Raw genomic sequence first — 14,267 nt, 5'->3', positions numbered from 1 at the left:
AGGCTATGTCATCGTTAATTGTTGGTCGCTGCAAATAAACACAATTTATCATTTATAAACAAGTCATTAACAAAAAAACCAATAATTGATATTTTTCTTCAAATTCATTGGGTTATATGAGCACCACTAACTAACGATGACATAGCCAATATGAATGACTTGGTTGGAATTGTCAATTAACAAATTCTGTAAAGTTTGACCGTGTTATTCCGTGGCTTTAGAAAATTAAAGCTACCGGCAGCAGTGTAGCTGAATCTATGATTAAAAGATTTTAGGAATGCAAAAATGAAAAATACTCGAGCACTTTTGATGATATTGGTTTCACTGGCGCTGGGATTGATCGCTGTGGCAGTTGCTGCGAAATGGATCAGTGAGCAGACGCGCATTGATGCATCAGCAGTGTTTGTCGCAACGCGGGACATTGATGCCGGCACACGGTTGACTTTCGACATGCTGAAAAAAACCGACTGGCCCAGCGGTAGCATGCCTGCCGGTTCTTTCCAGGAAATCGAGAAGCTGGAAAATCGTGTGTTGAGGTCGCATTTGGTAACCGGAGAGCCTGTTCTGGAATCCAAGCTGGCGCCGATCGGTACATCCGGCGGACTTTCTGGAGTCATCGCCGAAGGCAAGCGGGCAATTACGGTGCGGGTCAATGATGTCATCGGTGTCGCAGGTTTTGCATTGCCGGGCAATCTGGTGGATATTCTGGTCAGCGCCAAGGATGAAAACCAGAAGCCTTTCTCCAAACTGGTGCTGGAACAAATCCTGGTGCTCGCCATTGCGCAGGATGTGGGGCGTGATGATACCAAGCCCAAGGTCGTCACTGCAGTAACGCTGGAGGTCACGCCCGAGCAAGCCGAAGTTCTGGATCTCGCGCGCAGTATCGGCACTCTTTCCCTGGCGCTACGCAATCAAGTCGACAGTGATCATATTAACACCAACGGAAGACGCATCCAGGACCTGCTTAAGCAACCCGCTCCTGTTATGGCAAAACCCGCCGAACCCAAAATGGTCTACCGCTCCAAGGAGCCCGGCTATCAATCGATTGCGATTATCCGGGGAACCAGCAAATCAGAAAGCAAATTGACAGAAGGAAAAAATAAATGAAACCACTGTTCATTCGAAGAACTATCAAAGCAATCATGAAGAATCACCTTTTTTCCTTCCTTTCTGTTGGTTTAATCTTGTTTATGAGCGTGCAATCACATGCAGTCGCGCAAACCGTAAAACTTGCAAAATCCGCTCCCGTAGCTGCGGAGCGGAATCTATTACCCGAGCAGTTTATAGCACAAACCGGCGTCTCAAAGCTGGATGTCACATTGGGCAAATCAACCCTGCTGAAACTACCCCAAGCGATTAAACGAATCTCTGTCGGCAGCCCCAGTGTTGCTGACGTGATGATGATCAGTGCAAAGGAAGTTTATATCTTAGGCAAAATCGTTGGTATGACCAATATCACGTTATGGACCCAGGATGGCAAATCAACTGTCATCGATGTTACCGTGCTCATGGATGTGACAGCGCTGAAACATCAATTGCAAGCTATTATGCCGGATGAAAAAGATATCAAATTCACCGCCGCCGGTGATTCATTGATTGTATCCGGATTTGCCACCAACACGCTGAAGGCGGATCGGGTCATCGCGCTGGCAGATGCGTTTGTCCGCACCTCCGTGTTGAATATGATGATGAATATGCAAGATGGTTCATCAGGCTCCGGCGGGCAATCCGGCGGTGCAGGACAAGGAGGCGGCATGCAAGGGATGCAAATGTTGCGACAAGGCATGCAGAATGACCCCGACTCACCTGGAGCTGGCGCAGGTCTAGGCAATTTCAAGGTGATCAATTTGCTGCAAGTGCGTGACAATCAACAGGTCATGCTCGAAGTGAAGATTGCCGAAGTCAATCGAACCGAAGCCGAAAAACTGGGCTTTGATTTTCAAGGCGCCCTGAGAAAATCAGGCAGCGCCTGGACTCAGATAATGGGCGGTTTAATCGGAGGTAGCCCGGCCAGCCTGCTGCTTGGAAAGAATCCGGTTTCCACGGGTTTACCATTTGCCTCCAGTGAAGGCGGCGCTTTCCTGATCGATGCAGAGAAAAAGGATAGCGTCATCAAGATTCTCGCCGAACCCACCATCGTGGCCATCAGCGGGCAGGAAGCCAGCTTTCTGGTCGGCGGCGAAATCATGATCCCGGTGTCGTCAGGTGTCGGTAGTACAGTGCGGCTGCAATCCAAGCAATTTGGCGTCGGGTTAGTTTTTACACCTACCGTACTGGAGGAAGGTCGCATCAATTTACGCGTCAATCCGGAAGTATCCGAGCTGGTATCGTTCCAGCAAGTAGCTTCGACAGGTCTTGGCGCCATTGTCGCCGTGCCGACCTTCAAGACACGGCGGATCTCGACCACTGTTCAATTACGCGATGGTCAATCACTGGCAATTGGCGGCTTACTGCAAGATAACTTCAAGGAACAGATCAAACGTTTTCCCATACTGGGCGAAGTACCCGTATTGGGCTCGCTATTTAGCAGCAGCGATTTCCTGATGGACAAAACTGAATTGATGATCATCGTCACGCCACGCCTGGTGCAACCGCTGCAACCGGACCATGGCGTGCCTACGGATGCATTCATACGGCCAGGGCGCGGAGAATTCCTGTTGCAAGGAAGATTGGAAAAAGAATCCGATCCATCAGACAACGCAGATGCGCCACTGAACATGATCGAGAAATCGAATAGCCCAAACGGTACCGTTGAACCCAGCGGATTTCAAATGAAATAAGGATTGAATGACCATGAAAAAATTACCTGCTCGAATGATCTTATGTTTACCTGTGATTTTGCTTGTACTGACCGCGTGCGTGACTTCTCCGCCGAAACGTCTGGATGCCAGATTCGGTAATGCCCTGGACATGGCAAAAGCGCAGCAGACAGCCAATCCGGATGCTTCATTGGATACCGCGCCGGTACGCGGCGTGGATGGCCAGGCAGGCGATGCGATGATCGATAATTACCGTGAGTCGTACATCAATCGCCCGGCACCGGCGCGCGGTGCACTGGATGTAGGAACCAGTGGCGGCAGCAGCGGCGGTACATCACGGTAAGAAATAGTCGTAGAGATCTCATCGTTGAAATTAATTATTATCATCATCATGAAAGGAATCATTTATGAGCAACATGAGTATTCCTGACTCGAAAACATTTCAAGGCAACTTGAATATCGGACAACAGCGCGGCGCCGTTGCCGTTATCGTGGCGCTCTCGATGGTGGTTCTGGTCAGTTTTGTCGGGCTTGCACTGGATCTGGGCAAGCTTTTCGTGACCAAAACGGAACTGCAGAACAGCGCCGATGCTTGCGCATTGGCGGCTGCAAGGGAACTGACAGGCGCCAGTACTAACCAATTGACGCTTGCCGAAGCGGCGGGCATAGCAACGGGTACTAGTAATAATGTTCAATTTCAGAATAGTCCCGTCACGGTCAATGCCGATGATGTCACTTTCAGTGATACGCTCAACGGTACTTATTTGACCAAAGACGCAGTGGCAAACGCCCTAACTATGCGATTTGCTCGTTGCACGGTTCAGCGGTCTGATATTGCCAATTGGTTTATTCAGGTGTTGGGAATTGGCAATCAGCAAGTCAATGCAACGGCTGTAGCTAGCCTTGTTCCTGGTCAGACAACTTGCGCGGTTCCTGCCGGGGTTTGTCAAGCAGATATAGCAGCAGCGGTACCGGGTACTTGGATACAAGGCGCACTTGGACCCAAAGGTGATTTAACAGGCGGATTCAAATGGATCGATTACTCTCCGCCGGGTGGAGGCGCATCCGAATTAAGCGATTTATTGACGGGGACTGGAGCCTGTAATCTTCCGGCAGTTGGAAGTATTGTAGGACAAGGCGGTGTGATTTCTTCATTGTCAAAGGCCTGGAATAGCCGTTTTGGAATTTACCGTAACCCCGTTGTAGATGGCCCTGGGCAGCCGGGATTTGCAGTGCCTGATAAAACAGGTTTTGCCTATACAGAAGTCACATGGCCCAGTCGATTCAATGCATTTAGTGACTTTGTAACACATAGAGGAAGCCCTCCGGCTGCCTATCAAGGTGATAAAGCAACTGGTTTAAAAGCCGAAGGAGGTGGTTCTGTAACCAAGGATTCAGGGTTTCTCCAACTGAATGGGGCAGATCGCAGGCTCGCTACTGTAGCCGTAGTTGACTGTAATGTGCTGGATGCCGGTGCACCCACTGCGCCCGTATTGTCCTGGGCATGTATATTGATGTTGCATCCGATCAATTTTAATTCAGGCGGCAGTGGTACTAGAGCAGGCCGGATGTATGTTGAATATCTGGGGCAATCCAATGATCCACAGAGTCCTTGCGCGTCATCGGGTATGGTCGGTGGACCGGGCAGTATAGGTCCATTGGTGCCCGCTTTGGTACAGTAAATCCAGAACTCGAGGCTACTATCATGACGATCCCGAACATTTCATTGAATCGCAACAAAATGCAAGGCGCTGTCGCTGTAGAAATGGCATTGCTGTTGATTCCATTAGTTATATTGGCAGCCGGTGTCGCTGAATTTGGCCGCGCTATGTATCAATATAATACCGTCACCAAAACTGTCCGTGATGCGGTACGCCTACTGTCACAACATGACGCAGACGATATCATTTATTCGACCCATGTTTCGGAAGCTAAATGTTTGGTTGTGCATGGATCGGCCGATTGTTCAGGGCCTGAGCTTCTGTCTGGATTGACAACTGGCATGGTTAGCGTTGCAACGTCAGCGATGACAACCGGATCGGGTAACAGCATTAACCTGGTCACTGTTACCGTGACAGGCTACACCTTTAATTTTGTTTTCAATCCGCTGGTTTTCTTTGGCAATACCGACACAAGCATTCCATTCGGTCCGATTCATGCAACCATGAGGCAGATATGAAACGGTTTAATTTTTCCGCTCCTCAAGCTTCTCAACGCGGCGTAGCCGCCGTGGAGTTTGCTTTGGTCGCCGTGATATTGTTTACAGTGCTTTTCGGCATCATGGAATTTGGCCGGGTTGTGTTCATGATGAACACAACGACGGAAGCCACCCGCCTGGGTGCCCGTCTGGCGGCAGTTTGTGATAAGGATGACAGTATAATCACAACCAGGATGACATCATTGGCAGGCTTCCTGAACCCGGCCAATATTAACGTCACATATAGCCCGGGTGGTTGCAATGCAGATACGTGCAGCTATGTCACTGTAAGTGTGACGGGCTTACCTATTCAAGCTCTTGTGCCGTTGATACCGATTAATTTCAACATGCCCGCGTTTTCAACAACCTTGCCGCGAGAAAGCATGTCGAGTCTCAACAACCCTGTTTGCAATTAGAAACTAACCAAGATTAAAGGAAGAAAAGTGATTATTGCCGCCATCTCACAAAGCCAGCAAGTTCTAGACAATATAAGACAATTTTTAACGGAATCGGATATTAATCATCCATTCTTTCACAATTCGAATGCAGAAAATCCGCACAAGATTCTGACCATCAATGGTGACATACATCAGGTACCTGCAGTTGCTGAACAGGAGCATCCTGATTTGCTGTTGCTGGAAAGCTCTATCAATGAAACCAGTGAACTGCAGGTGCTCGGCAATGTAACCGCGCGCTTTCCAAGCCTAGGCATCATTATGTTCTGCTCTATCCAGTCTCCTGAAAGACTTATCGAAGCCATGCGAGTGGGGGTTCGTGAAGCGCTGCCAACACCACCTTCCCGCGAATCATTACTGAGTGCCGTGGAACGATTCCAGCAACGGATCAAGCAAGCCAGCATGCCCATTGGCAAAGGCAAAGTGCTCGCTTTTGTTCCTTGCAAGGGTGGCAGCGGCGCTACATTCATAGCCACGAATTTAGCCTATATGCTGGCTGCGCAGGAAAATAAACGGGTTGCCCTGATTGATTTCAACTTGCAGTTAGGTGATGCCGCATTATTTCTAAGCGACAGCAAATCGTCTATTTCCATCGCTGATGTAACACGGCAGATTCATCGTCTGGATGGCGCATTTCTGGCTTCTAGCATGATTCAGATTCTGCCCAATTTTGGTATTTTACCGGCTCCCAATGAACCGGAAAAAGCTACGGAGATTAAGCCGGAGCATGTCAATCCGTTATTGCAGGTTGCTATGAACAATTACGATTATGTCATTCTGGATATCAGCCGCCGTATGGATGCGGTATCAATTCAGGCATTGGATAAAGCACATACTATTTTCCCGGTCTTGCAACAAACACTGCCCTTTATCCGCGATGCCAAGCGTTTGATTACTATATTCCATTCCTTAGGGTACCGCGATAACAAGTTACAGGTTATCGTGAACCGGCATGATAGAAACAGTGAAATCACGCTGGACGACATTGAAAATACTTTGAGAGTTCCTGTGTTTAAATCGATTCCCAACAATTTTTCCGTAGTCGATGAATCGGTTAATCATGGCGTGCCGGTGTTCAAACTTGCGCCACGCAGCCCGATTGCCAAAGCACTGCTGGAAATTAGCAGTGAATTAAACCAGAGCACCAAGGATCAAGGACGCTGGCTCAAAAAATTATTTGCGCACTAAAGTTCTCTACCACTACTTAACTTTTGTCATAGGAATCAGCCATCATGTCTATACGCGACCGCTTGCAGAGCTGGGGAAATACGAATACGGACGAAGCCATGACACTGGTCATGGAAAAAAACATATCGCATGAAAAGGTTTCCTATCATGAGATTAAATCCAGGATACACCAAAAAATGCTTGATCGCGTCAATCTGGCGGCGATGGAAAAATTACCAACTGATCGCCTGATAAGCGAGATCAAAACGCTGGTAGAACAATTACTGAACGAGGAAGAAACCCCGCTTAACCTGAACGAGAGAAACCGCCTGGTTGAAGACATTCAGCATGAAGTACTGGGATTGGGACCACTGGAGCCTTTACTTGCAGATCCGACCATCTCGGATATCCTGGTCAATACCTATAGTCAGGTGTATGTGGAACGCCGCGGCAAGCTTGAATTGACCGATGTGCATTTTGCCGATAACCGGCATTTAATGAAGATCATCGATCGTATCGTTTCCCGGATTGGACGCCGTGTCGATGAATCCAGTCCAATGGTCGATGCCCGGTTATCCGATGGTTCGCGTGTCAATGCCATTATCCCGCCCTTGGCGTTGGATGGCCCGCTGCTATCTATTCGCCGTTTTTCAGTGGTGCCGCTTAAAATGGATGATCTGATCAATTACAAATCGCTGACGCCCGCGATGGCTGAAGTAATTGCAGGGCTGGTCAAGAGTAAATCCAATATTCTGATTTCCGGTGGCACCGGTAGCGGTAAGACCACCTTGCTGAATATCATGTCCAGCTTTATTCCGCATTCAGAGCGTGTAGTCACTATTGAAGACGCTGCAGAATTGCAATTACAGCAACCTCATGTGGTTCGTCTCGAAACACGCCCGCCGAATGTGGAAGGCAAAGGTGAAGTGACACAACGCGCTTTGGTCCGGAACAGCCTGCGCATGCGCCCGGATCGCGTGATAATTGGTGAGGTTCGCGGTGCGGAAGCGATGGATATGCTGCAGGCTATGAATACCGGTCACGAAGGCTCAATGGCAACTGTGCATGCCAATACGCCGCGAGATGCGCTGAGCCGGGTCGAGAACATGGTCAACATGGCGGAAATGAACTTGCCGGCCAAAGCAATCCGGCAACAAATCTGCTCCGCCATATCGGTCGTCGTACAGGTTTCCCGTATGCCCGATGGCAAGCGCAAGCTACTCAGTCTCCAAGAAATCACGGGCATGGAGGGAGATGTCATCACGATGCAGGAGATTTTTACATTCACGCAAACTGGCACCGATGAATTTGGCGTCATACAGGGACACTTCCATGCAACCGGTATTCGTCCCAAGTTTGCCGAACGCCTGAAAAAATTCGGCGTGTCTCTGCGTGATGAATTGTTTGATCCAACCAGAATTCTTAGATAACGAAGTCGGTGGCCGAAATGGATTATATTTATTATCTGTTCATAGCGCTGGCATTTGTTGCGATCGTATTATTTCTGGAAGGCCTCTATCTAACCTGGAGCGCGCACAGAAGCCCAGAAGCTGTTCGTATTGAAAAGCGGCTGCAAGCAATATCGGCTGGCTGGCATGGCGGTGCCGAGCAAGGTCTTGTTAAGCAGCGATTATTGAGTGACTCTGCAAAGCTGGAGCGATTACTGCTACAGCTACCCAGAATTCATGCTCTCGACCGTTTATTGATCCAGTCGGGACTGCAGCTTAATGCCGCCAATTTTCTTGGCTATACAGTGATCTCCATATTAGGCGGCTTACTGATCGCATCACTGCTTAATCTACATTTTGTTTTTTTATTACTTTGTCTTGTAATAATGGGAGCAATACCTCTGCTGATAGTTTTTGCCTCGCGTCACAAGCGCTTATTAAAAATAGAAGAGCAATTGCCTGATTCTATTGATTTAATGGCGCGAGCCTTAAAAGCAGGTCATGCGCTATCAGGAGCATTACAAATAGTAGCAGAAGAAAGTGTTGAACCCATTGCAAATGAGTTCCGCATGACGTTTGAGGAAATCAATTTTGGAATTTCAATGCAGAATGCGCTCATGAATTTAAGCACACGTGTTCCCATTACTGATCTGCGCTATCTTGTCATCGCCATACTAATTCAACGTGAAAGTGGCGGCAATCTGGCGGAATTACTCGAGAATATCAGTAGCTTGATTCGTGCGCGCTTAAAATTATTAGGAACAATCCGAGTTTTGTCAGCGGAAGGGCGTCTATCCGCCTGGATTCTTGGCTGTTTACCATTTGCCTTGGCAGCGGTTATACATTTTGTTAATCCAGGATACTTAAATTTATTATTTACCGATCCGCTAGGGCATTTTCTCATTGGCTATTCACTTACGATGATGGTCATCGGAATATTTGCCATGTGGCGCATTATCAAGATCCGCGTATAGCTATCACAAGTTTTTTATTATATTTAATCTATGTCTATAGAAAGTTTGATATAACAATTTCGTCCAGTAACTAATAGAAGTTACAGTGTAATCTGGAGCAACCCATAATGACAATGATTCAAATAGCTTCTTTAATCATCATTTTTATCACCGTAGCTGGTTCAGTTTTTGTATTGATGCGGTTATTGACGCCCAGTGCAGCACAATCCCGCTTGGATCAAATTGCCTCAGAGAATTCTGAGGCAGCAGTCAACGAAACCAGTCAATGGGAAGGAGCAATCAATAAACTCACAGGCCCGTTTGCTTCACTGTCCTTACCAAACGAAGGCTGGGAAAATTCTATATTACGCAGCCGTTTCATGCATGCAGGGTATCGCAAGCAATCGGTTCCATTTTTTTATTTTGGAGGAAAAACATTATTGGCACTGGTTTTGCCTGGAGTCTTCTTTCTTTTCGGAATGATTGGCCGTTTAGAAATGACCAGCAATGCTTATCTACTCTCCTTTCTCGTATTGGCTGCTATTGGTTACTATATTCCCAATTTAATTCTGGCGCATATTATAGAAGTACGGCAACGCGATTTGTTTGAAAACTTTCCGGATGCTATTGATCTAATGACTATCTGTGTTGAAGCCGGGCTAGGATTGGATGCAGCGATGAAAAAGGTAGGCGAAGAAATGCGCATGAAATGTGTGCCATTAGCCGAGGAATTTTATTTGGTCAATCTGGAAATGCGTGCAGGCAGAAGCCGTGAACAAGCATTACGAAATTTGGCTCTGCGAACTGGAGTTGAAGAAATAGAAGGCTTGGTCGCCATGCTGATACAAGCCGACCGTTTTGGTACCAGTATTGGTTCTTCATTGCGGATTCACTCCGATATGCTCCGCACTAAACGACGCCTGCGTGCGGAAGAAGCCGCAGCAAAAATAGCGCTCAAACTACTTTTCCCGCTAATCTTTTTTATCTTTCCAGCGTTGCTGGTTGTTATCGTCGGACCAGCGGTTATCAATATTGTTCGAGTTCTATTACCGACCATGTCAGGCAATTAAAGGAGTCGTGAACTTATGTGTAAACTAAGGCAATTCTTTCTACTCATCAGCTGTGTATTCTTAATGGTTGGATGCACGGCCATTCAGCAAAAGAATACAGAAACGACCGGCATGCAGCAAAAACCGGAAGGTGTCCGTCTGGCCCAAGCTCAGGAATTGTTTCAATTGGGCCGGGAGCATTATAAGAAGAATGAATTGATTGAAGCAGTTAATGCTTATGAAAGAGTCATTGAACTGGCGCCAGACCATTACGAAGCATACAACTATCTGGGCATAATCTATTTCGCATTGGGTGAAGATGAATTAGGAATGCAGTTCTTTAATGAAGCCGCCAGATTGGCGCCGATGGTATCTTCCCTACACAACAACCTAGGTTATGCGTTTTTAAAGCGAGGTTATAACAGTGAAGCGGCAGGCGCATTTGAACGTGCCTTGCAACTCGATCCGGAAAACATACATGCGCGCAATAACTTGAAATCTGTATACCAGCAAATGGGGTGCAGTCAGAACGAGCCATGCGGACAATGGCAAGAACCTAGGCAGCCCTAAGAGTCAGCCGGACTTGAAATTAGTTCAGGCAATTGTTTAGAAGCATCATCATGTGAAGTATCAGGAGAAAAAACCATGTTCAAGATAAAACGGCTCACTTGTGTAATCGGCTGCGCACTCGCTGTGAATGGATGCGCTTTTACCCAGAAAGATCAATCAATGGCAGGTATTGAAATCAAGCCCGTCACGAATATAAGGCATGCCAATGCCAGCCCAAAAATTATGTATTTGTTAGGACGGTACCACCAGGGCAAAGTAGATTACCCAAGAGCCATTGCGGCATATGAAAAAGCGCTCGCAGCAAAACCTGATTATGTTGAAGTTCTCAATGGATTGGGCGTGATATATTCCGCCCTGGGTCAGCACGAATTATCGTTGCAGCACCTGCACAAGGCCATTCAGATCTCATCCCAGGAAACCTATTTATACAATAATCTTGGTTACGCTTACCTAGTGTATGGAAATGAAGCTGGAGCAGCCAAAGCGCTAGAAAAAGCATTGCTGCTGGATCCGGAAAACAAAAGAGCGCATCATAATCTGTTAATTGCGCATGAAAGAATTGCTCTGGCCGCCAAGACTGAATTATCCAATTTGGCCCAGACCGATTCAACCTTCCCTGAAACTTCAAGTATCGCACTTGAAACTACCCAGGCCGATTTCAACAAACTTGATGACACTGAAGCACCCCCACAGTTTTTAATCTCCCAGCCAGCTATAACTCCAACACAAGCACCTGCTTATAAAATGGCTGAAAAATATGTCCCAGATCCGGTACTATCTAAAGAGACCTTGCTACCCGAGATAACCAGACAATTGGGCAATAGGGATATTCAAATAGAAGTCTCTAATGGCAATGGCATATCCGGAATGGCCAAGCAAGTATCCGGTTTTTTTCAGCAATATGGATTTGCGAAAGCACGACTGACGAATCATCCGTCATTTAACCAGAATCAGACTGAAATATATTATCGCCCAAACAGTTACCAGGAAGCTCACCAAATCAATCAGATGCTGACCAAACAAGCCAGACTGATTGAAAGCATGGAGCTACGCCAGGATGTTCAGGTAAAGATCCTACTTGGGCGTGATTTTTCTCATAAAAACAACCACAGCCATTTCACTGGAAAGGATGTGGTCCTGGTTGGTCATGGCGTTCATGGAACTCAGATATACAATAAGGTAAATTAGCATCTCATTCTTACGATGCCAATTTGCCCTGATTCAATATCTACATTTCTACAAAATAGTTCGCTGCTGCTGCATCCACTGTAGCAGCCGTGAATTTCGCAGGTTCTTTCAAGAATCTTGATAGATCAATGATCTGATCGATAATATCTCGCGGATGACTACCCGCTAGCGCTCTCCCAGTTTTCCGGTAATATTTATCCAAAAGATAGTCGGTCACGCCTTCTTGGTAGTCGATGCCTTGCATGGCGCAAACACGGCGGAGAATTTCTCTGAATTCTGCTTCAGTTGCATGCGGTATCATGATTTTATGGCGAATACGGCGCAGGTATGCTTCATCGACCAGATCCATTGGACGCAGGTTAGTGCAGAAAATACTAACTTGATCAAAAGGTATCTCAAATTTCATCCCGGTATGCATGGACAAGAAGTCAGTTCCACGTTCAAACGGAACAATCCAGCGATTGAGCATTTCTTGGGGTGTCATTTTCTGGCGGCCAAAATCGTCCAGAATAAATACGCCGTTGGCAGCTTTCATTTGCACCGGCGCTTCATAAAACCTGCTGTTGCTGTCCAGTTGTAGATCAAGCATATCGGTCGTAAATTCCGCACCCACCATGACAACCGGACGACGGCATTTTTTCCAGCGCGGATCGTGTTTCAAATTAGTCGTGATATCGAGTTGCATATCTTCTCCGGCATCTTCTTCAACACTAAAATGTATCGCGGGGTCGTAAACACGGATGACCTGGCCACCCACTTCAATTGCTTGTGGTATAAAGATATGATCTGGCAATGCGCGTCCGAGTGCTTCAGAAAAACTTGATTTGCCCGTTCCCGGTGGACCATAAAGAAAAATTGCCTTCCCTGAACTGAAGGCAGGACCCAATTGGTTTAGTAATTTTTCGCCCACTACCATGTGGCTCAGGGATTTACGTATCCAGGCCATGTCGACTTCAATTTGCCCGACATACTGATGTGTCAGGATGCGCGTGTAGTCTTTCAGAGGGATTGGTGCTGCACCCGCATAAAGGCTGATGCCGAGAGCCTTTTCCGCTCTTTCCCGACCACGCTGGGTCAACTCGAATACCTGGGTTTCACGTCCGTAACTTGTCGCTGAGCGAATAGCGATTAACTGGTCTGCTTTTAGCAATTCAATTAATTCATCAATGATGTTAAAAGTCAGACAGAGCTTGTTAATAATACGCTGCATGGTGAAAGTGCCAGCCTCTTGATAAGCTATCTTTAGAGATAGTTCGCTAAGAAAAGCTTCGCTTAATCCAGTATCAATGATTCTTAACGGTAAAGGCGGGACTGGATGGAGAAATTTTTTTATTTGCTCAGTAGTTAGATAGCCTAGTGAAACTAGGCTATCTTCTAATTTTATGCCACTTTGTTTCTGCTTGATTTTTGCTTGAACCAATTGTGCCGCTGATATAAGGCCTTCTCGAATAAATAATTTTCCAATTGGATCTTTCATAATACTTTCCTTAATCTTAAAAGATAAATAGTAATAATCTGAAACTGCTCTAGGGTCTGTTGACATTTGATAAAAACACTTGATGTATCAGTAGGTTACGATTTATCATCACGATTGTAAGTGGTTGTTTTTAAATACCTATTTTTGAAACGTCAACAGACTCTAGGCAGGCAACAAAATGTGTGCTTACTTCCGTCGAAGTAAATATCAAATTAAGCTAAACGACCAAATATTGTTTTTCTTCAAGCAAAATGGAAGCCGATTCAGCTCAGTTCTCCATGTAGCAGGTCGTTGGAAAGTTGATAAAAGTCAATGATCGCAGAAACATGAGCGCACAAAATGGCTTGCAAGCGTTTTTAATCCTAAATTCCTCAGTTGAAATCACTTAAATCGCTCAAGAATTTCATAGATTAAAGCTTTTTGAAAGATTCATAGCATCATCAATCAGGTGAGATTTTAGTGAAATAATCAAAATCTACTGAAAGTGTTGTCATGTCTTGATCTCAGCTTGTTTTCTGTAACTGAGGAGCAGTATACATTTTAGGTCTGGAATCATTGATAGTATTAGATTGCAGCCATTTTTATCCTAAATTCCAACTGAGGAAATTAGGTTAAACCATCTTTCCCGGCCAGTCCTTCTTTCTAAATCGTCCGCTTTAGGTGAATAACCTCACATCGTCTTGGAATATTAGGAATCGGCTCATAGCTTCGACTTGCCACAATCTCGACCTCGTCGAGCAGCAAGACATGATCCTCGTTTGGTTAAGTTTGTACATTGAGTGCAACATCGCCGATCATCATTGTAAGTAACAGGTATTGTCGCAAAACTAGCCATCTGAATGAAGTAATTTGGAGCATCCAAATCAGCACGGCATTGGTTCAGCACATGGTCAGTAATGGAAGAGGGTTCTGTCGCATTAAGCGCAAAAATGCATATTTTGGATGAGCTGGCATGCCATCCCTTTAAACTAGACGGATTTATTCTGGCAGCGCATAAAATTGCT

The 14,267-nt window shown here is 46.2% G+C and carries 13 protein-coding genes; 12 read left to right on the top strand and 1 reads right to left on the bottom strand.

Annotated elements, in window-relative coordinates; translation table 11 throughout:
* Positions 1-285 precede the first annotated feature (285 nt).
* From cpaB to ACH10T_RS06685, 12 genes are all read left to right on the top strand, one after another.
* The gene (gene cpaB / locus ACH10T_RS06740) at positions 286-1,107 is read left to right on the top strand and encodes a Flp pilus assembly protein CpaB (RefSeq protein ID WP_394808547.1); all 822 of its coding nucleotides are present in this window, start codon (positions 286-288) and stop codon (positions 1,105-1,107) included.
* Positions 1,104-2,780 carry a type II and III secretion system protein family protein gene (locus ACH10T_RS06735; RefSeq protein WP_394808546.1) on the top strand — a complete coding sequence of 559 codons (1,677 nt, stop codon included), beginning with the start codon at positions 1,104-1,106 and terminating at the stop codon, positions 2,778-2,780. Before cpaB ends, ACH10T_RS06735 begins: the two co-directional genes overlap by 4 nt.
* A 13-nt stretch (positions 2,781-2,793) precedes the next feature.
* Positions 2,794-3,102 (top strand): tRNA dimethylallyltransferase, encoded by a 309-nt coding sequence (locus ACH10T_RS06730; protein WP_394808545.1) that lies wholly within the window; start codon positions 2,794-2,796, stop codon positions 3,100-3,102.
* Between the two features lie 64 nt (positions 3,103-3,166).
* Positions 3,167-4,441, top strand: a complete 1,275-nt coding sequence (locus tag ACH10T_RS06725) for a pilus assembly protein TadG-related protein (protein WP_394808544.1) — start codon at positions 3,167-3,169, stop codon at positions 4,439-4,441.
* Between the two features lie 23 nt (positions 4,442-4,464).
* Positions 4,465-4,938, top strand: a complete 474-nt coding sequence (locus ACH10T_RS06720) for a TadE/TadG family type IV pilus assembly protein (RefSeq protein WP_394808543.1) — start codon at positions 4,465-4,467, stop codon at positions 4,936-4,938.
* Positions 4,935-5,372 (top strand): TadE/TadG family type IV pilus assembly protein, encoded by a 438-nt coding sequence (locus ACH10T_RS06715; RefSeq protein WP_394808542.1) that lies wholly within the window; start codon positions 4,935-4,937, stop codon positions 5,370-5,372. The genes ACH10T_RS06720 and ACH10T_RS06715 overlap by 4 nt, the downstream gene beginning before the upstream one ends.
* 27 nt (positions 5,373-5,399) lie before the next feature.
* Positions 5,400-6,599, top strand: a complete 1,200-nt coding sequence (locus ACH10T_RS06710) for a CpaE family protein (protein ID WP_394808541.1) — start codon at positions 5,400-5,402, stop codon at positions 6,597-6,599.
* Between the two features lie 44 nt (positions 6,600-6,643).
* Positions 6,644-8,008, top strand: coding sequence for a CpaF family protein (locus ACH10T_RS06705; protein WP_394808540.1), 1,365 nt, complete (start codon positions 6,644-6,646; stop codon positions 8,006-8,008).
* Positions 8,009-8,025: 17 nt separating this feature from the next.
* Positions 8,026-9,000: a type II secretion system F family protein gene (locus tag ACH10T_RS06700; RefSeq protein WP_394808539.1), complete on the top strand. Its 975-nt coding sequence runs from the start codon at positions 8,026-8,028 to the stop codon at positions 8,998-9,000.
* Positions 9,001-9,107: 107 nt separating this feature from the next.
* Positions 9,108-10,049: a type II secretion system F family protein gene (locus ACH10T_RS06695; RefSeq protein ID WP_394808538.1), complete on the top strand. Its 942-nt coding sequence runs from the start codon at positions 9,108-9,110 to the stop codon at positions 10,047-10,049.
* A gap of 15 nt (positions 10,050-10,064) precedes the next feature.
* Positions 10,065-10,598 carry a tetratricopeptide repeat protein gene (locus ACH10T_RS06690; protein WP_394808537.1) on the top strand — a complete coding sequence of 178 codons (534 nt, stop codon included), beginning with the start codon at positions 10,065-10,067 and terminating at the stop codon, positions 10,596-10,598.
* A gap of 75 nt (positions 10,599-10,673) precedes the next feature.
* Positions 10,674-11,786: a LytR C-terminal domain-containing protein gene (locus tag ACH10T_RS06685; protein WP_394808536.1), complete on the top strand. Its 1,113-nt coding sequence runs from the start codon at positions 10,674-10,676 to the stop codon at positions 11,784-11,786.
* A gap of 40 nt (positions 11,787-11,826) precedes the next feature.
* On the opposite strand, the gene ACH10T_RS06680 is transcribed toward ACH10T_RS06685, so the two are convergent.
* Entirely contained in the window at positions 11,827-13,263 is a 1,437-nt protein-coding gene (locus ACH10T_RS06680; RefSeq protein ID WP_394808535.1) for an ATPase, read from the bottom strand.
* Positions 13,264-14,267 lie beyond the last annotated feature (1,004 nt).

Origin of the sequence: Nitrosomonas sp., assembly GCF_043753625.1 — a bacterium.
Lineage (GTDB): Bacteria > Pseudomonadota > Gammaproteobacteria > Burkholderiales > Nitrosomonadaceae > Nitrosomonas.
This window is presented reverse-complemented; position numbering and strand designations above follow the sequence as displayed.